Annotated in this window: 15 protein-coding genes and 3 tRNA genes; 14 read left to right on the forward strand and 4 right to left on the reverse strand. The window is 54.9% G+C overall.

Going from position 1 to position 17,976, the window contains the following annotated elements; genetic code table 11:
- Window positions 1-164 precede the first annotated feature (164 nt).
- The 5 genes from HZB34_02555 to zwf all read left to right on the forward strand — a co-directional run bounded on the left by HZB34_02555 (window position 165) and on the right by zwf (window position 4,801).
- Window positions 165-1,196: an aminotransferase class I/II-fold pyridoxal phosphate-dependent enzyme gene (locus HZB34_02555; GenBank protein ID MBI5314833.1), complete on the forward strand. Its 1,032-nt coding sequence runs from the start codon at window positions 165-167 to the stop codon at window positions 1,194-1,196.
- 59 nt (window positions 1,197-1,255) lie between these two features.
- Complete coding sequence (locus HZB34_02560) at window positions 1,256-1,483, forward strand: hypothetical protein (protein MBI5314834.1); 228 nt, start codon at window positions 1,256-1,258, stop codon at window positions 1,481-1,483.
- 1 nt (window position 1,484) lies between these two features.
- A complete protein-coding gene (locus HZB34_02565; protein ID MBI5314835.1) occupies window positions 1,485-2,270 on the forward strand; it encodes a hypothetical protein in 786 nt (261 codons plus the stop codon).
- Between the two features lie 78 nt (window positions 2,271-2,348).
- Entirely contained in the window at window positions 2,349-3,242 is an 894-nt protein-coding gene (gene gnd, locus HZB34_02570) for a decarboxylating 6-phosphogluconate dehydrogenase (GenBank protein MBI5314836.1), read from the forward strand.
- Between the two features lie 14 nt (window positions 3,243-3,256).
- On the forward strand, window positions 3,257-4,801 hold the full coding sequence (gene zwf / locus HZB34_02575) for a glucose-6-phosphate dehydrogenase (GenBank protein MBI5314837.1): 1,545 nt from the start codon (window positions 3,257-3,259) through the stop codon (window positions 4,799-4,801).
- A 9-nt stretch (window positions 4,802-4,810) separates the two neighbouring features.
- Here the strand turns inward: zwf and HZB34_02580 are convergent, their stop codons facing one another.
- Both HZB34_02580 and HZB34_02585 read right to left on the reverse strand, forming a co-directional pair.
- Window positions 4,811-5,125, reverse strand: a complete 315-nt coding sequence (locus HZB34_02580) for a thiol reductase thioredoxin (GenBank protein ID MBI5314838.1) — start codon at window positions 5,123-5,125, stop codon at window positions 4,811-4,813.
- A gap of 2 nt (window positions 5,126-5,127) precedes the next feature.
- Window positions 5,128-5,757: a hypothetical protein gene (locus HZB34_02585; protein ID MBI5314839.1), complete on the reverse strand. Its 630-nt coding sequence runs from the start codon at window positions 5,755-5,757 to the stop codon at window positions 5,128-5,130.
- A gap of 161 nt (window positions 5,758-5,918) precedes the next feature.
- Here HZB34_02585 and HZB34_02590 point away from each other — a divergent pair, with 161 nt between their 5' ends.
- The 3 genes from HZB34_02590 (at window position 5,919) to HZB34_02600 (ending at window position 10,043) form a co-directional block, all read left to right on the forward strand.
- On the forward strand, window positions 5,919-7,760 hold the full coding sequence (locus HZB34_02590) for a HEAT repeat domain-containing protein (protein ID MBI5314840.1): 1,842 nt from the start codon (window positions 5,919-5,921) through the stop codon (window positions 7,758-7,760).
- A 16-nt stretch (window positions 7,761-7,776) separates the two neighbouring features.
- Complete coding sequence (locus HZB34_02595) at window positions 7,777-9,375, forward strand: HD-GYP domain-containing protein (protein MBI5314841.1); 1,599 nt, start codon at window positions 7,777-7,779, stop codon at window positions 9,373-9,375.
- 104 nt (window positions 9,376-9,479) lie between these two features.
- Window positions 9,480-10,043, forward strand: a complete 564-nt coding sequence (locus tag HZB34_02600; GenBank protein MBI5314842.1) for an OmpH family outer membrane protein — start codon at window positions 9,480-9,482, stop codon at window positions 10,041-10,043.
- Window positions 10,044-10,181: 138 nt separating this feature from the next.
- Here HZB34_02600 and HZB34_02605 read toward each other — a convergent pair whose 3' ends face one another.
- Window positions 10,182-10,550, reverse strand: coding sequence for a sulfurtransferase (locus tag HZB34_02605; protein MBI5314843.1), 369 nt, complete (start codon window positions 10,548-10,550; stop codon window positions 10,182-10,184).
- Between the two features lie 265 nt (window positions 10,551-10,815).
- Window positions 10,816-11,829 (reverse strand): PA0069 family radical SAM protein, encoded by a 1,014-nt coding sequence (locus tag HZB34_02610; protein MBI5314844.1) that lies wholly within the window; start codon window positions 11,827-11,829, stop codon window positions 10,816-10,818.
- Between the two features lie 136 nt (window positions 11,830-11,965).
- Here HZB34_02610 and serS point away from each other — a divergent pair, with 136 nt between their 5' ends.
- The 6 genes from serS to HZB34_02640 all read left to right on the forward strand — a co-directional run bounded on the left by serS (window position 11,966) and on the right by HZB34_02640 (window position 17,933).
- Complete coding sequence (serS, locus tag HZB34_02615) at window positions 11,966-13,252, forward strand: serine--tRNA ligase (protein MBI5314845.1); 1,287 nt, start codon at window positions 11,966-11,968, stop codon at window positions 13,250-13,252.
- Window positions 13,253-13,321: 69 nt separating this feature from the next.
- A tRNA-Ser gene (locus tag HZB34_02620) sits at window positions 13,322-13,411 on the forward strand.
- A 680-nt stretch (window positions 13,412-14,091) separates the two neighbouring features.
- Window positions 14,092-14,268: a hypothetical protein gene (locus HZB34_02625; GenBank protein MBI5314846.1), complete on the forward strand. Its 177-nt coding sequence runs from the start codon at window positions 14,092-14,094 to the stop codon at window positions 14,266-14,268.
- A 177-nt stretch (window positions 14,269-14,445) separates the two neighbouring features.
- Window positions 14,446-14,538 (forward strand) — tRNA-Ser (locus tag HZB34_02630).
- A 180-nt stretch (window positions 14,539-14,718) separates the two neighbouring features.
- Window positions 14,719-14,794, forward strand: a tRNA-Phe gene (locus HZB34_02635).
- 688 nt (window positions 14,795-15,482) lie between these two features.
- The gene (locus tag HZB34_02640) at window positions 15,483-17,933 is read left to right on the forward strand and encodes a hypothetical protein (GenBank protein MBI5314847.1); all 2,451 of its coding nucleotides are present in this window, start codon (window positions 15,483-15,485) and stop codon (window positions 17,931-17,933) included.
- The last annotated feature ends 43 nt before the right edge of the window (window positions 17,934-17,976 follow it).

Here is a 17,976-nt window from a genome sequence, read left to right on the forward strand (position 1 = left end):
TTGTTTACTTTGTTTGAGGGATGGTCCGGATGAGTCCCCCACTGCGCGCGTCCAACGAGGGCTTTCTGAAGCCGCGCGTTGCGCGAGCACGGGGGGCTCACCGGACCGTCCCTCCCCGTGCTAGAATGCGCCGCCACAATCTTGCGGCGTCCCAAAGGACCACTATGATCGACCTGCGAAGCGATACGGTCACGAAACCGACAGACGCGATGCGAGAGGCCATGGCACGCGCAGATGTGGGAGACGATGTCTACGGAGAAGATCCCACTGTCAACCGGCTCCAAGACATGACTGCGGCAATGTTTGGGAAGAAGGCCGCTCTCTTCGTCCCCTCTGGCACGATGGCGAATCAACTTGCGATTCGCCTCCATAGTCAACCGGGCCAAGAGGTGATCGTCGAAAGCAGGGCCCATATCGTGCGGTATGAACAGGGAGCCGCTGGAGCACTGGCAGGAGTCCAACTCCACTGGGTCGCAGGCGATCGAGGGCTCATCTCAGCCGAGCAGATCGAGGCAGCCGTCCGCCCCAAAGATCCACATACTATTCAAACAGCGCTGATCTGCCTTGAGAGCACTCACAATAGCGGCGGGGGGACCATATATCCTCTGGCAACAATCGAGCGGATTCGTGCTGTGGCTGCAACGCATGGCATTCCCATGCATTTGGACGGGGCACGGCTGTTCAATGCGATCGCCGCAACGACCCTGCCACCGGCGTCCTATGCCCAGCATTTTGACACGCTTTCGGTGTGTCTCTCAAAGGGACTGGGGGCGCCGGTGGGCTCGCTGCTGATGATGAATGATCTGACGCTCCTCGACAAAGCCAAACGGCTGCGCCGCATGTATGGCGGCTCGATGCGTCAATCCGGTATCCTCGCCGCTGCCGGCATCTATGCCCTGGAACACCATATCGAGCGATTGAAAGTGGACCATGACCACGCCAAGCGGTTGGCACGAGGGCTGCAAAGTGTTCCGACGGTCAGAATCAACCCCCACGATGTCGATACGAACATCGTGATCTTCGATGTCATCGGTCACCGCCTTGCTCCCCCGGCAATTGTGGCGGCGCTGAAGAAAGAAGGGGTCTTGATCAATGCTCTCGGTGGCAACAGTTTTCGTGCCGTGACGCATCTGGATATCTCTAGTGCCATGACTGATGAAGCCTGCGCGATCCTTTCCCGTGTTCTGGCAAACTGAAATCACGACTCATTGACAGCTCTCCCCCTGAAATCTAGAATGCCAGTCATGGGGTACCTATGCCGTTGACCGTTGTATCGTTCAAACACATCACCCAAATCCTAGGGGTCACTGATTCTCTTGGACTGAACCGGGAATGGGTCGAAATTCCCTTGTCCCCACAAAGCCCGGGCGCCGTCAGACGATTGACTAACGGTAAGCTGGAAATTGTCGTCGATGCGGACCAACCCTTCGAGGATTGGCTGCAATCGCTCCCGCGACACATTCAGCTCGCACAGGGAGCTTAAGATGGACAGCCCTACGGTTCAACCTGTTCCAACATCAGAAGAATTGAAGGCGGAACTCCTGGCGATTCCAGAACCGCCGGAACAACCGGACCCAATAGATGAGCCGGGTTTTGAAGAGCTTGTCGCAATCGCCGTGCGCCATGTCCGTGGTCGTCGTGGAGGGGACCTTGTCAGTGTAATCCTGGTAGGATCCAGCGTTCGCCGCGCGATCACGGCCCACAGCGATATTGATCTCATTGCCCTGGTCAAAGGACAGGCCGACAGCCACGAAATCGTCCGTGTTTCCGACCGCCTGGCTGACATCCGATATCGTGGACATCAAGAGTTTGAGGAGGATCTCCCCTACTCGCCACGTCTCCCGTCTCTCCTGCGCAAAGCTCGGATCCTGTTCGATCACGACAATATCGGCGCGAAGTTGATCGAACGGGCCAATCACCGGTTTCGACAGGGACCGCCCCCCGTCACCATCAACGAACAGATTCGGATGAAGGCAGAGTGTTTCCATTGGCTGGGAAAGGCGCGAGATCTGGCAGACAAGCCGGCAACCGCTCAGTACATACTCTCGATATTTTTTGATGACTTTATCAACTCGTTCTTTCGGCTTCGGGGCTTCTGGCTGACTGCTCCGATTGAGGCGCCGAAGTTTATGGCCTCCCGCGATGCGGAGTTAGGTGACCTTGCTGGACGCTTCCTAACTGCCGCAACCTTGCCGGAACGGCTCAACTTTGGCCGCGACCTCGCCGATATTCTCTTTAAGGACGTCCCGAATCCTGCCCGAATCGACTGACAGGCGAGGCAGAGCAGCGCTTAAACCTTCCGCCTAACCCCGGCGGTTTTTCTAGCATCCTGCTAGCAAGGAGTCACAATGGAAATCGGATTCATCGGGCTTGGGAAAATGGGCATGAATATGGTGACCCGATTGCAACGCGACCGGCACCGGGTGGTGGTCTACGATCGGTCGGCCGATTTGATCAAACAGGCCGAAGCCGTCGGCTGTGTCGGCGCGACCTCGCTCGCAGATCTCGTCGGCCAGCTCAAGGCTCCACGCGCGGTCTGGATCATGGTCCCCTCCGGTGTAGCGACGGAAGAGACCGTTCAAGCCGTTGCGGCGCTGCTCCAGGCTGGCGACACGGTGATCGATGGCGGCAATACCAGATTCCACGACGATGTTCGACGGGCCGCTGACCTCCAGAAACAGCAGATTCACTATGTCGATGCCGGCACCAGCGGCGGCATTTGGGGACTGACAGTCGGCTATTGCCTCATGGTCGGGGGCGACGAGGCGCCCGTGAAGCAGCTTGCGCCGATCTTCACGACGTTGGCGCCGGAACAGGGGTGGGCCCATGTCGGCAAGGTTGGCGCAGGCCACTATGTAAAAATGGTCCATAATGGAATTGAGTACAGCATGATGCAAGGGTATGCAGAAGGCTTCGAGCTCATGGCGAAGAGCGACTATCAGCTGAATCTTGCAAAGATTGCAGATCTTTGGATGCACGGCAGCGTCGTCCGATCCTGGCTCTTGGAGCTGGCAGCCGGCGCCTTGAAAGAGGATCCAAAGCTGGAGCAATTGAGAGGCTATGTACAAGATTCCGGCGAGGGGCGCTGGATGATCGCCGACGCGATCGAGAAGGATGTGCCGGTCCCGACACTTGCGACTGCCCTCTTCACTCGTTTCCGATCTCGGCAGAGCGAATCATTTGCGGAAAAAATGCTGGCCGCGTTGCGGAAGGCATTCGGCGGCCACGCAGTCCGACGGTAAGGGCTCAGCCTTCTATGCCACCGAATAGCCCCCGTATCGACATCAGCCCTTCACAGGAAACGATCCCCCCAGTCGAGCCATGTACGCTCGTCATTTTCGGAGGTTCCGGGGATTTGGCTCGCCGGAGACTGATTCCTGCCCTCTACAACCTACTCCTCGACGGATTGCTCCCTCCACGGTATGCGGTGATCGGCCTGGGTCGCAAGTTGATGACGGACGAAGAGTTTCGCACCACGGTTCGTGATGGTGTCGTCGCACATTCCCGGCAAGCGTTGGCAGAGGACAAGTGGAAAGACTTCGCGCCGCATCTCTTCTACGTGTCAGGGGGAAATGACGATCCGAACACCTACGCCAAGCTGAAGTCCCGGGCAGAAGACATCGAACAGACCTTTCAGCTGCCAGGCAACCGGATTTTCTATCTGAGCATCCCTCCCAGTTCATTCGCATCTGTTTGCGAGGGGCTCGAGCAAGCCGGGATGGCTACGAAGCCGGAAACTCCGGCGCCGTACGCCCGCATCATCGTGGAGAAACCGGTCGGCCGCGATTTGGCTTCCGCCGAAGCGATCAACCATGTGACCGGGCGCGTGTTCGACGAGTCACAAATCTTCCGCATCGATCACTATCTGGGGAAAGAAACTGTCCAGAATTTGATGGTCGTCCGTTTCGCCAACAGCATCTTCGAGCCGATTTGGAACCACAAATATATCGATCATGTGCAAATCACGGTGAGCGAAGCCGAAGGTGTCGGGACCAGGGCAAGTTACTACGAAGAGGCCGGCGCCTTGCGCGACATGGTGCAGAATCATATGCTCCAGCTGCTCTGTCTGGTCGCGATGGAACCTCCCTATTCCCTTGATCCTGACGTGGTGCGCAATGCGAAGATGGAAGTCCTGCGCTGCCTGAGGCCTATCACCGATCAGGATGTCGACCAGGTCACCGTCCGTGCGCAATACAGCGCCGGCACAACCCATGGCAAGCCCATCCCCGGGTATCGTCGCGAGAACGGCATCCATCCCGACTCCACGACAGAAACCTATGTCGCGCTCAAATGCTTCGTAGAAAATTGGCGCTGGGCTGGAGTCCCCTTCTATCTGCGCACGGGAAAAGCGCTCCCTCAACGAGCCAGCGAGGTCGCGGTGCAATTCAAGGATATTCCGCACATCTTATTCAACGCCAATGCGCAGCAACCGCAACCGCCTAATGTATTGGCATTGCGTATCCAGCCGGAAGAAGGGCTCTCGCTCCGCATCGTCTCGCGCGTACCGGGGACTCGCGCGGAGACGCACCCGGTGGAAATGGACTTTCAATATAGCGATGTCTTCGGTCGGCCCTCGCCTGAAGCCTATGAGCGGTTACTCTTGGACGTGATGGCCGGCGATGCGTCACGATTCATGCGGCGCGACGCGGTTGAAGCCTCCTGGGCCTGGATTACGAAGATCCTTGAAGGATGGCACCGGCAGGGGTTGCGCTGGCTTCCTGAATATCCTGCAGGGACCTGTGGACCGGTAGAGGCTGATCGTCTCATCGAAAAGGATGGACGGACATGGCGGACATTATAGCCACACAGGTCATTTCGACCATAGCTGTCTAGAGATTTCCTCTCTCGTTCCAAGACCACCGATGAATCGCGTGAATACTCCTTCTTGATAATAGGCCAGTGCCGGCAATGAGTGGATCTCCAGCTCCGCTGGAATCTGGAAGTTCTCCTCGACGTTCATTTTCAGGATCAAAACCTTACCTGCCACATCGTGCTCCAGCTTTTCGAGCTCACGCATCAGTGCCCGGCAACTCCCGCATCCTGGCTTCCAAAACTCCACCAGCACCGGAACCTCGGCCTGGCTGACAACGTGGTCGAAATCCCGATCAGTCACGTCATGCATCATGATCAGCTCAGCTCCGTTCTCGCAAACACTTCATGGAACAAGCGATCCGCAAATAAGCGATATCCGCTGGTGGTCAAATGCAGCCCATCGTTGGAGTATCCGCCCGCAAGCTGTTGTGACTCTGGGTCTACGGTTGCCGCGAAGAGGTCGAACAGCGCCAGGCGCTGTGATTCGGCATATCGTGCAATTAATCCATTGAGTTGGCGCCGCCGATCAAGGTGCTCGGCGAACCACCGACGCCCCTCCTCACTGCGAAGATCGTCACCCACTCTGATCGACGGAACGGTCACCGGCACCGGCTTGATCCCAGCCGCCGCAGCCAGTTCATACATCGTGAGGAGATTGCGCATGATGTCCGCCGGCGCGGCGTTCCATCCCAGATCGTTCGTTCCGCCAAGAATGACGACATGAGTCGGCTGCGGTGCAAGCACAGCCGATCGAAACCGCATCGCCATTTCTCCGGTCAGCTCGCCACAGATACCGCTCACAGACACACGGACGGCAGGCCCTGTCAATTCTTGCAAAAATGTCCCGTACGGTGTCAGGACACCTTGGGGGTTGTCGGCTGTGGGCGTCTGAAACCCTGCCGTCAGGCTATCGCCGAAACAGACAATGTGCCCTGACTCAATCATTGCTCTAAAGTTCATTCTACCGGCCTGTCATCAGCTTCACAATGCCCTTGTTCCGCTTACTGCCGGAGGAAAATCAATTGGGGATTCCTCCCTATATACGGCTGCCAAAGAGCGGCTATTCTCTTGACGATTCAGAAACTCCACGGTACGACTAACTCATCATGGATGGGCTGAAAACAGACGGCGGTGGGCTACCGATGGCGCCTGCAAAGGAACCGGCCAATCCGGAACTGGCTTCCGTCAAGCGGGTTCTCGCACTGTTGGACAAGACTGCGAAGTCCAGTCGAACTTACGGGGCCGCGAATCCCGTCGCGCAGAAATTCTTCCAGCAATTGTTCGAAGGACTCACGGCACACCTGAACAATTACCACAAACTGGCATTTCTGATTCAACGTTCTGAGTTGTACTTCAACGGGGAAGTTGTCTACCAATCTGAACAGGACTCAAGTAATGAAAGCGTCGCCTTCAAGCTCTATTCGGATGGCATTCGGGAGCTCGCGTTCCTCGAAGGCCTGTCTGCGGAAGACCTCACCTTCCTCCTCGATTCACTGTGGGACAGCGTCGAGTCCGAGGAGGAGGATGACGATATTGTGACTCGCCTATGGTCGAAAAATCTCTCCGCCATTACGCTCGTGACCGCCGAAGAAATCGCCAAATCATCTGCCGGGGGAGAAGCCTTTGTGCTCCATACTGCTGGAATGCTGGAGGCATCGGAATCAAGCTTGAGGGAGATTCTCGATCGGGAGCAGACGCGCGCTAAGAAGGAAGCAGCGACAGAAGCTGGAGAAATTGGCGGCACAGGAGGCAGCGATGGCGTGACCCAGGCCGGCGAGAAATCGGGGGCGAACTCTAGCGGCCAGGCCGGCCGGTTTAAGTCCGGTCTCGCAGGCTACGAAGTCTCCGACGAAGAATTTGCTCAGCTGGTCAAGGAAATCGAGGCTGAAAGCGCCAGGGATCATACGACATACATTTTGGACATGCTCACCGCGATCTTGGCCTCGGAAAAATCTCCTGTCATCCTGACCAAGTTGCTCGATCTCTGGGGACAAGTCCTCGACTCATTGATGGCCCAAGGCAAATGGATCGTATTAGAAAGCGTGTTGGGACTCCTGCAAGTCACCGCCGAAATGAGACCTGATCTCGGCGACGACCACAAGAAACAGTTGACGTCTCTCCTCGATACCCTCTGTCGACCGGATCGGATGAGGATGATTGAAGGGTATTTGAATAGGACGCCTGGCGCAGCCACAGATGGGTTGACAACGGTTCTGTTGTCGATGACGTCTGCTGGCATTCCCGCCTTGTGTGCTCTCTTGGCAAATCTGGAGGATGCAACCCATCAGGCGATCGTAGCTGGAGCCCTCGAGACACTCGCGAAAGATCAACCGGACCACTTGCTTCGTGGTTTGGCGGACCGCCGACCCCGTTACGTCAGAAATCTCCTTGCAATCCTCCTCAAATGGAACGATCCCCGCTTTGCGGATTCCATCGAAAAACTGGTGCGCCACCCCGACGTTCAAGTAAGGAAGGAAGTGGTGCGGGCCATCGGGATATTCCGCCCGAGCGGGAACGGTACGAAACTGATTTCGCTCTTGACCGATACAGAGGAGTCGGTGCGGTTTGCGGCGCTCAAACTGCTCACGACCGGTCAATATACGGCTCCGTACTCTGTGTGGTCACCACTCGTATCGGCAGACACATTTATGGATCGGCCTCTCAGTGAAAAGCGCGCGATATTCCAAGCCATGCGAGCGACGAGTAACGACGAAGTGATTCCGTTCTTTGAACATTTGCTCACGGAATGGTCCTGGATCAACCGCAAGAAAAAGGATGAGCTTGCCGCCCTCGCCGCTGAGGCATTAGGGAAATTGGCTACTCCTGCCGCTCTCGCCGCCCTTGCGCTCGGCCAGAAAAAGGCCAGTGCCGCTGTACGGCAAGCGTGCGCCACGGCGCTCGTCCAGGCCCAACGACGACAACACCACCCCAAGCAGGCTGCATCATAGGTAAGGAGCCGCTGCCGTGAATGACATCAAGATCAACGAGACCCCGGTCGCGGAGGAACAAGCCCAGCCGATCCTGACCCATGAACGGTCTTTGTCGAGAAAAATCGCCCATGGGTCTGAAGCCAGGGACATCCTTGACCAGCAGATGGCCATATTGGGCATTCAACTGGTCACACAGTTAAACGTCTTGATCAAGACCTCCCGCATCTATGAACGCACGAACTCCGCGCTGGACAAACCAGTCGATACGATGCTGACTCTGATCAAAACCATGGCGCAGGATCAACCGCTGATGCTCCGTCTGCAAAACGATTTCTTGTTTCTCGGAGACAGTCACTTAAAAGTGAACGCTCAGCAGATGGCGGTCGCCACCAGCATTATCGATGTCTTGAATGTCTGGAAAATTGGCGGCATCACTTTTTCGTTGGCGGTGGAGTCGAAGGATCTACGTGAGTTTGCCGCCCTCTTCGTCAGTCTTGACCCAGCCAAGAATACCATCGAAGACCTGCAGAAAGAGATCATTTCGCGGAATGTCGCGGGCATTGGGTTAGAAGAACAACGGGAACTGCAAATCCGCCCAGGAACCGGAGCGACAGCGTCATCGCAATCCGGAGATACGAACAGCGCGGGATCCGATGGCGTAAAAAACGTCGATTCAAAGGGGCATCGGAAAATAGCCGCTAAGAACGGCTACGTCAAAGTGGGAGAATCCGTTGGATCTCTGACGAAAGCAGCCCGTGAGGGAGGAACAGTCAGCTTTAAACAAGCCAAACGAGCGATTCAAAACATCATCGATATCATGCAGGATGACGAAGCGACGGTCCTGGGTCTCACGACCCTTCGCTGTCACGATGAGTACACACATAACCATTCGGTCAATGTGTCGTTGTTGTCCATCGCCCTGGCAAATCGCGTCGGCTATCCAAAAGTGGAATTAGCCGACTTGGGCCTAGCCGCGCTGTTCCATGACATGGGCAAATCCACCATTCCCCTTGAAGTCCTGAACAAACCGGGAGAGTTCACCGATGATGACTGGATGCTGATGCGCAATCACCCCACGGAGGGAGTTCTAATTTTGTCGAGAATGAGAGGCATCACGAATTTACCGGGGCGCATGGCGGCAGCGTCGTTTGAACACCATATGAATCAGGACTTTTCGGGATATCCGAAACTGGCCGTGCCCTGGACGCTCTCACTCACCGGACGTATTCTCACCATCGCAGACTGTTATGACGCCATGACCTCCTCCCGTGTGTATCGTCGAGAGCCCATGTCCCCATCGAAAGTATTGAATATGATGTTCTCGAAATCCGGGAAGGCATTTGATCCGGTGCTGCTCAAGTTGTTCGTGAACTGTGTCGGTATCATTCCCATCGGCAGCCTGGTCATGCTGGAGACAAACGAGTTGGCGGTCGTACTCAAGCCTGCGGCAGACAAAGCGAATGCCGAACGACCCATCGTCAGAGTCATCGCCGATCCGCAGGGGGACTCGGTCGAGCACGGGCGCGAAGTAGACCTGACTGAGAAAGATGAGACCGGCGAGTTCCGCCACCATATCATCCGCTTGGTTGACAACACCGAGTACAAGTTTGACACCAGCCGTTATTTTACATGAAGGTCTTTACACCCTGCGACCGGATCTCTTGACAGACCAGGGCCCTCCAGCTATTCTCGCACCCGCTGCACGATGTCCAGGGTTTACAACAAGGAGCGCGTGTTATGTATATGATGGGAATTCTCTTGAGGCGGACAACCCTCACGTTGGCTGCCACGGCCATCCTGGTACTCACGGCGCTTCCTGCGGCACAGGCTGCCGACGCGTTCAAGATGGGAGTCGTCGATCCTCAGGCGGTGTTAGAAAAATCAAAGGCGGGCAAAAAAGCCCTGGATGGTTTCAAAGAATATGTCGCCACGAGGCAGAAATTGTTGGCCGGGGATGAAGAGGACTTGCGCAACCAGGAGAAGACGCTCAAGGACCAAATGGGGAAATTGAGTGACACCGAAAAAAAAGAAAAAGAGACCCAGTTCCGCGCAAAGGTCCAGGACTTCCAGAAACGGGCGCAGGAATTCAACCAGGAATTGCAGGGAAAGCAGAAGGAATTACTCGATGACTATATGAAGCGAATTTCTTCGGCCACCAAGACCGTCGCGGAAAAAGGCGGCTTTGCTCTCGTGGTTGATAAGGGCAGCGAACAAGTCGTCAAAATTGTGATCTACAACAAGGACACCATCGATTTAACCGACCAGGTCATCAAAGAATTTGACCGGGTCAACAGCAAGTAACCCTCGTACGCCTTTCCTATTTCATATCTCTCTGAGGGGTAGCCTGGGTGATCCTCTAGTGCGCGTGTCGAACGAGCACCTTCTGAGTGTGCGCGTTCCGCGAGCACGAGGACGACTAGGCTACCCCTCTTTTCCCGCTCAACGTTCAATGGGATAGCCTGCATCCCGCCAGCCTTTGATTCCCCCATCCATTGACACCACATTGATGTAACCCATACGCTGGAGTGCGTCTGCCGCTAATATGGACCGGTAGCCACCTCCGCAATACAGGAGAATGGCCTCGTCCTTATTAGGGATATATGTTTCCACATCACGCTCAATAATCCCTTTCCCCAGGTGTCGAGCCCCCTTCGCATGGTCCTTTGCATACTCGGTATCCTCCCGCACATCGAGAAAATGCTGTATGTCACCCCGATCGAGCCTGGTCTTTGCCTCTGCGACCGTACACTCCTTGACCCCTGCGCGTGCCTCGTTCACCAACTTCAAAAAGCCTGGATTATGTTTCATCTTGCTCCTTTCCCCCATCCCCCTGCGTTGTAAAGTGAGGATGTTGTAAAAGCCCGCCAGCTTCATGGGAAGGTTAAGGCTGAGGCTAAGGTTGAGCAAACAAGAACCTGTTCGACACTTAACCTTAACCTCGACCTAAGCCTTCTTCACTCGCTGCGGCTGTGCTGGACAGGTTTTTCCATCATCCTCTCAGCCTCTTCCCCAGCCCTGTCGTCCTTGTTGAAACGAATGGTACGCTCCTTGTCTCGAGAGTTTCGCAACAGTCTCAAAATAAGGCGGTTTGTTCAAGGCCAGGCCTCCGAAAGGTTGCGGGAACCGGCATGTCACATAGCGCCGATAATCCCGCTTTTCGCCTGGAGATCTGGAATAATTGTTCGATCATGACCCAATAGGGTCCAGAGCCGCGATGGCGGTCGAAAAAAGCCCCCTCGCTGAGTGCCCCGCCACGCACCTCTCGAATGCGGCTCGTCATCTTAGCCATTCGATCAGGAAATGCTGCGGCCATTCGCTCCATGAACACCGGCTCGACAGAGCCGGATAGACGGAGAAGTGTTGCCATGGCCTCTCCCGCTCCGGCTTGTTTCGCTCTGGCCAGGAGATCAGGCATATCCTCGTCGTTAAGACCAGGAATAATCGGAGACAACGAAATCCCAGTAGGGATCCCGGCATCCGCCAAAGTTGCCATCGCCTCGAAGCGTTTCCGGCTGGACGGCGCGTGGGGTTCGACCTTTCTCGCGACCTCGTCGTCCGAAAACGGTATGCTGAAATAGACATGCACCGACGCCTCCTGATGAAGCCGACGCAGGATGTCCAGATCTCGCTGTACTAACACCCCCTTTGTGATAATCCCCACCGGATTCCGATACTCAGCACAGACATTGAGACAGGCCCGAGTCAACTCCAGCGACGCTTCCAGCGGCTGGTAACAATCCGTGTTACCTGAAAACAATATCAATTCGCCTCCCCATGAGGGCTTCTGGAATACCCTGCGGAGCAGTGTCGGGGCATCCTTCTTCACAATGATTTTGGATTCGAAATCACTTCCGGCGCCGAAGCCCCAGTACTCATGCGTCGGTCTGGCGTAGCAATAGACACAGGCGTGAAAGCAGCCACGATAGGGATTGAGACTCCATCGAAACGGCAAGTCAGGACTGTCGTTTCGGCTGAGAATCTCACGAGCGGCATCTTCATACATGTGTAGTTTTACATGGGAAGCAGGCTCCAAGAGATCTCTGTGTTGCGACTCAAACGGATTAGGTGGATTCATGACCCTGCGCATATTGCCATGCTGCTCAATTCGGCAGCTTCTGTCAACGGGGGCGCCACCTCAGCCAAGATAGAAGACCACCGCGCGATTGATTGACTAACCTCTACCTCGATGTTAAATTTCCTCCGCTTCCCGCGTTCACACACCTATGTACGATTTACGCAGCCTCCGCGACAATTTCGACGCCATCAGAACACAGCTTGGCCCGCGTGGCGCCGACGTCCCGTGGGATCACATCCGCACATTGATCGAACAACGTCGTACGTTGACGAGTCAGGTCGAACAACTTCGCCATGAACTGAAAAAGGGATCGGAAGAGGTTGCCAAGCTCAAGAGAGAAAACCAGCCGGCGGATGCCTCCATGGTGGCCATGAAGGCGGTGGGCGAGCAGATCAAGAAGGTGGAGGACGAACTACGGGTCGTTGAAGAGACCCTCACCGGTCTGAATCTTCATATCCCCAATGTTCCACATGCTTCGGTGCCGGCTGGTAAGGACTCGTCCAGCAACCTGGAGGTGAGACGATGGGGAGCCCCACCCTCCTTCCCTGCACCGGCCAAGAGCCACTGGGAGATCGGTGAAACCCTCGGCATCCTCGACTTCGACCGGGCCGCCAAGATCGCAGGGGCAAGATTCGCAGTTCTGACCGGGGCCGGCGCACTTCTTGAGCGAGCTCTGATCAACTACATGCTCGATCTTCACACGACACAACATGGCTACCGGGAGGTCTTACCTCCACTCCTTGTCAATCGGTCGAGCATGACCGCAACCGGCCAGTTACCCAAGTTCGAGGACGATCTATTTCGCCTGCGTGATGAAGACCTTTTCTTGATTCCAACGGCAGAAGTGCCGGTGACCAATCTTCACCGCGACGAGTCGCTCACCGAACAGGCTCTGCCGCTCCGATATACGTCCTATACCCCCTGTTTTCGCCGTGAAGCCGGCTCCTACGGAAGAGATACCAAGGGGCTCATTCGCTTGCACCAGTTCAATAAAGTCGAGTTGGTCTCCTTTGTAAAACCTGACCAGTCCTATGAGGAATTGGAACGACTCACCGGCAATGCCGAAGCAATCTTGCAAGGTTTGGGACTTCATTACCGGGTTATGACCCTCTGCTCCGGCGATATGGGCTTTTCCGCCGCAAAAACCTATGACATCGAAATCTGGCTTCCCTCCCAGAACCTCTTCCGTGAGATCTCCTCCTGCAGCAACTTTGAAGGGTTTCAGGCCAGACGCGCCGGTATTCGATATAAAGGCGCATCCGGAAAAAAGGACGCAAAAATGGAGTTCGTCCATACCCTCAATGGGTCCGGACTCGCCGTGGGCCGCACCGTTGTGGCCATCCTCGAAAACTACCAGCAACCGGATGGAAGCGTCATGATACCAGAGGCCCTGCGCCATTATATGAGGGGGATGGAACGGATCAAGAAAGAATGAGACACTTGAGGATATTATCCCGTCGCCAAGAATAATGGTACGGGCTCCGGATCGGGGCAAGCATGGTATGGAGGGGTGACGGAGTGGCCGAACGTGCCAGTCTTGAAAACTGGAGACCTCGCAAGGGGTCCGCGAGTTCAAATCTCGCCCCCTCCGCCACCGATGAAATCGATGTATTGTTTTTCAGCCACTCCCCTTTTATGGCCATCTCACATGCTGCTTCCAGAGGAGTAGCCAGGGTTGACTCCATTATGGAGGGGCCTACCTCAGCTCGTATCCTTAAACTTACATATCCCCATGGGCTGACGGCCTAGGCAGTTGCTCTAGGTTCGTTTACTCATATAAATATCCAATCCCTACTCATTCTTCTGGACACATACAATCTCCAGTCATTGCTTATTGTTCCGATATAACTAACTGATAGTTTTAATCAAATTATAGTGGCAATAGACCAACCTAACATTAATATCTTCCCCCTCCTTTAGTTCGGTCCCACCTACCTCTACGGTATTTTCAAAAATTCCCTCTTGTCCCATTATGACACTCATCAGTGTGATGAGATCGTATCGCGTCGTGGGATTAGACACGGTGCATAAAGCGAATAAAGCGCACAAAGAGATCAGGAAAATGGGGCTCAATAGTCGAGAGCTAGCGAACAACGCCTGCCCCTTCTGCGGAGCCCATAAGTATCACCTTGTACTTCGCTGGGACATGCAGCCACAAACCGATGGACTTTTTGCCCGCTGCGCTCAGTGCCAACGTCCACGGTGACTGGGTGAGGCTCCCAGTCTAGCCTGAGAGCATAGGAAGACATTGGCATCGTCTGGAAGGAAGAGAAGATGGACGTCATCACTTCATTGATCCAATACATGAAGTTGCGTAGAGTGCAGAGCAGGCAGAAACGACAAAAACGAACTGTGCTGCACATGTTGGCAGCCAGCGGTGTCGTCAGACCAGGCCATATTGAGCTCCGTTACACGAAACCATTTGCTCGATCGACCGCGCGCCGCGCATAAACCCCGCAATTGGCCATTCGCCACCTGATATCCCTCCAGAGTTTTTCTTGATCGACGACGCGAATCGCTTGTGCCGCTCACATGGCCTGGGGTATGATCGCGATCGCTTGCTGGTCTTCCTGTAGTGCCGACCTCCGTCGCAGTTGATCGGGAACCCTGCAATGAGCTGAGATCAGGGGAGAGGTGGCCGAGTGGCCGAAGGCAACGGTTTGCTAAACCGTCGTAGGGGCAAAACCTCTACCGAGGGTTCAAATCCCTCCCTCTCCGCCACAGCCTAGCTGGTCTATCTAGTCTGTTTGGTCTATTTGGTTCGTCTTGTTTATTTGGTTGAATTAAACCAACGAAATAAACGAAACAAACCAAATAAACCAGTCAACCAGCCAGACCAGGTGGCTTGATTTTTCTCTGACGATCCTGTAACAGTGCGTCGCTCATCTTGCCATGATTCGTGCCGAGGTAGCTCAGTTGGTAGAGCACAGCCCTGAAAAGGCTGGTGTCGACAGTTCAATTCTGTCCCTCGGCACCATTTCTTTCCCACAATTTACATGCGGTTTCCTCCCGCTTTGGCATTATCGGCTCAGCATCGGATGTGCTCACTTCAGGCAGCGAGGCAACCTTCCGTCCTTCTGCGATAGCCGTCATATGGGTGGACACCTCTCTAGTCCAGTTGAGGTGGAGCTTGTCCACATCTCAGGCCTACCCGAATTGCCGTTCGCAATTCGCAGTCGCAAACTCCACGAATAATCCCGATCAGAAGCGGCTCAACGCTCCATTGATATCAACAAAGTGGGGCACCCGCTGCAACATCGTCCATTCGAGAATTCGGACTACGTACATTCTTGAGTGGCGGGCCGTGACCTGCCCTTGCTCTAGGTCGATATTCGTTTTTCTTTCGGAGAACCATTGCCTGCGGGTATATAAATGAAGGGACGCCTTCCCCATCTGACCGGAATAATACCCACCGGTACGAGCACAGGAAGAAACAGAGGCGCACCGCATTAAATTCGATTTATTGGTCCAGCACAATACTCTTCCATATTCGAATGTTGGCGACATGAGGCGTGACGACCTACGAAGGAGAGCAGACGTAGTCGGATAAGCCGCTGGCTCAATATTCCCAACCGCAGCTCCTAACGTAGGGCAAGAGATCGTGGTGTGCGCTTCCAGTTTTCCATGCACCAACGTGGCTATTTGAAGGTGAGACACACGCGCCTATGAAACTGCGAGACCTGTGCCGTCGAGCATGTCTCTTTTTCTATCCCCGGGCCGACCCGAACCAATCACCAGTTGCGTTACACACCGCGGTGCCGGCAGTGATTAATCTCGCCGGTTTTACCAAGGGGATCGACAACGTTCATCTGGACGTGCAACTCAGCCCGCAATTCCAAGGCCACACTGAAACACTGCTTGCCGCATTAGTGGAGCAGGAAACGCAGGACCGACGTGTGGGTGCCACACGAAGAGGTCCGACGTTCCAACAATGGGAAGAATTTCGGAACCTCTACACCAGGATGATGGAGGCAGCGACGCATCAGGCCAAGTCAAAGAATGAGCCATCCCTGGTTCAACTGGCGCAGGTTGCGACAATTAAGTTCTTACTGGAAGAAGTTGACAGGAATCTCGATCACATGAGGCAGAAGTTACGACGGGCTCTCGCGTCGGATGGTCTGAGGTCGGACACTGTGCGCATCGAAGCGAACGAATGGTTAAGTTGGCTCATTCAGAATAAAGCCAAACTGAAATACAAGATTCTCAGGCAGTTGCTGACGCCGATTCTCCAATCCGAAGAAGGAACCTTGGGCGAGCTGCGGCAGTCCCTTTGGGGGGAGCGGTGGTCACTGCCGAGAGAGTTCATCTCGAACCCCTTGTTATTGGCCGATAGCCCATTCGATGAAGAACTCCTTATGACTCATTACGTACTACTGGAGGAAGGAGGGATCCAGGATGGCGACCGAACCTACAGTTATGCCGCTATGGATCGGCTCATTCCCAATCTGTTCCCTACACCCATGTCGCATCATGGCACTAGGACCGCGCTGGCTCAGCCCGAGCAAGTTCTTGCCAGAACCAAAGCGGAGTTTCCCAAGGCGGCTAAGAAGCTGGAGCTGGGACAAGGATCCGTTGGAAATGAACCGACCAAGAGTAACTTCAGAGAGGTTCCTCGTCGAGAGGACTCTCCCAAGACCCAATTTGCCTGGGCCGAGGTACCAGCCAATGTCGATCTCCTATTTGACGACAGTTTGGCGACTAACCAAATCCAAGCGGCAAAGAGGTCCGGGGATGAATCAGCGAGAGCCTTGTGGAAGGCACAGCGCCGGTTTCAGCGGCGCATGCTGGCGACCGTCGAGCGACACTTTCGGCGCAATGGCCTCCTGATGCAAGTCGTAGCAGCGTTTGAAATAGTTCCCATTTACAAGGAATTGTCCGGCCTGCTCGCGCCTGGGGAACTTCACCGGTTTGTCGTGAACCAGGCGGCGCGTAAGGGGCTCCTGGAAAAAATTGATAACAAACAAGGGCCGCGGCGTCCTGGTGAAATGGCTCCACTGATTCAGTTGAGTCAGCACATCGCCAAATTGTCACACCGCAAGGAACGCGACCTCCTGATCAAATTCGTGAAAGCATTCCTGACATTCCGACGCGATCTCACCCATTTGCAGATTCTCCGGCAGGCGGTCGCCGTCATTGAGTTGCGGACCAATCCTAACGACCTGCGTTTATCGCGGGCCAATCTGTCACTCCATAGGTTCTTGGGAACCGCAGAAATACAAACGTCTGTGCAGACAGTTCGCAATCACGTCATTCTCAAGGCCGACATTAGGGGATCGACGAAGGTGGTTGCCGAATTGTGCAACCGGTCACTGAACCCGGCCTCTCACTTCAGTCTCAACTTTTTCGATCCGCTCAATTCGGTGCTGCAGACCTATGGGGCCAACAAAGTGTTCATTGAGGGAGATGCCGTCATTTTAAGCATGACCGAACATAAGGAAACTCCCGAGCATCAGTTCAGCGCGGCACGCATGTGCGGAATCGGTAAACGGCTGCTGGACCTCGTACAGAAACAAAATACGTCCTGCCGCAAGAACGGTCTGCCAGAGCTGGAGATCGGGATTGGAGTTGTCTACTGTGAGGGGCCGCCCACATTTCTGTTCGACGGCAACCAGCCCATTATGATCTCGCCCGCAATCGGCATGGCCGACCGGCTATCGTCCTGCTCATGGATGCTACGGAATGAACAGACCAACCAGAAGCGAGTCGCTACAAACGTACAGATCTACGATATCCCCCAAGGCCATTCTCGGACAGAAGACAAGTTCGAAGGGCGCTTACGCTACAACGTGAACGGCATCGAACTGAACAAGGAGGGATTTGTGAAGCTCCAATCGGAGTTGACGTTGCAGGAGGTTACGCTCGTGCTGCCCAGAGACGACACACCAACTACGTTTTTCTTTGGCAAGTATCCAGACCTCAATGGGGCCCTACATCGGCTCATCATCCGGCTTGGTCACATACGTTCATTTGATCAAAGGCATCCACAGCTTGGCATTCCTATGTCCGAAGCCTTTTATGAAGTCATCGTCGACGACACTCTGCGGTCCCAGGTTGAGGCGGCCGTCAATGCCCACAAACCTCCGCTCAGATACCACCAGGCGCGCATAGCCCTGTAGCCCGGCACCACTACCCCTTTCACATCACTCAATCGACAGCTTA

The sequence above is a fragment of the Nitrospirota bacterium genome (assembly GCA_016219645.1).
GTDB lineage: Bacteria > Nitrospirota > Nitrospiria > Nitrospirales > Nitrospiraceae > Palsa-1315.

What these genes read in the sequence shown, in the direction of transcription:
- HZB34_02625 (MBI5314846.1), top strand. Translation starts at nt 14,092, where the DNA reads ATGGACGTCATCACTTCATTGATCCAATACATGAAGTTGCGTAGAGTG.
- HZB34_02590 (MBI5314840.1), top strand. Translation starts at nt 5,919, where the DNA reads ATGGATGGGCTGAAAACAGACGGCGGTGGGCTACCGATGGCGCCTGCA.
- HZB34_02580 (MBI5314838.1), bottom strand. Translation starts at nt 5,125, where the DNA reads ATGATGCATGACGTGACTGATCGGGATTTCGACCACGTTGTCAGCCAG.
- HZB34_02605 (MBI5314843.1), bottom strand. Translation starts at nt 10,550, where the DNA reads ATGAAACATAATCCAGGCTTTTTGAAGTTGGTGAACGAGGCACGCGCA.
- gnd (MBI5314836.1), top strand. Translation starts at nt 2,349, where the DNA reads ATGGAAATCGGATTCATCGGGCTTGGGAAAATGGGCATGAATATGGTG.
- HZB34_02640 (MBI5314847.1), top strand. Translation starts at nt 15,483, where the DNA reads ATGAAACTGCGAGACCTGTGCCGTCGAGCATGTCTCTTTTTCTATCCC.
- HZB34_02555 (MBI5314833.1), top strand. Translation starts at nt 165, where the DNA reads ATGATCGACCTGCGAAGCGATACGGTCACGAAACCGACAGACGCGATG.
- HZB34_02610 (MBI5314844.1), bottom strand. Translation starts at nt 11,829, where the DNA reads ATGCGCAGGGTCATGAATCCACCTAATCCGTTTGAGTCGCAACACAGA.
- zwf (MBI5314837.1), top strand. Translation starts at nt 3,257, where the DNA reads ATGCCACCGAATAGCCCCCGTATCGACATCAGCCCTTCACAGGAAACG.
- HZB34_02560 (MBI5314834.1), top strand. Translation starts at nt 1,256, where the DNA reads ATGCCGTTGACCGTTGTATCGTTCAAACACATCACCCAAATCCTAGGG.
- HZB34_02565 (MBI5314835.1), top strand. Translation starts at nt 1,485, where the DNA reads ATGGACAGCCCTACGGTTCAACCTGTTCCAACATCAGAAGAATTGAAG.
- HZB34_02600 (MBI5314842.1), top strand. Translation starts at nt 9,480, where the DNA reads ATGTATATGATGGGAATTCTCTTGAGGCGGACAACCCTCACGTTGGCT.
- HZB34_02585 (MBI5314839.1), bottom strand. Translation starts at nt 5,757, where the DNA reads ATGATTGAGTCAGGGCACATTGTCTGTTTCGGCGATAGCCTGACGGCA.
- serS (MBI5314845.1), top strand. Translation starts at nt 11,966, where the DNA reads ATGTACGATTTACGCAGCCTCCGCGACAATTTCGACGCCATCAGAACA.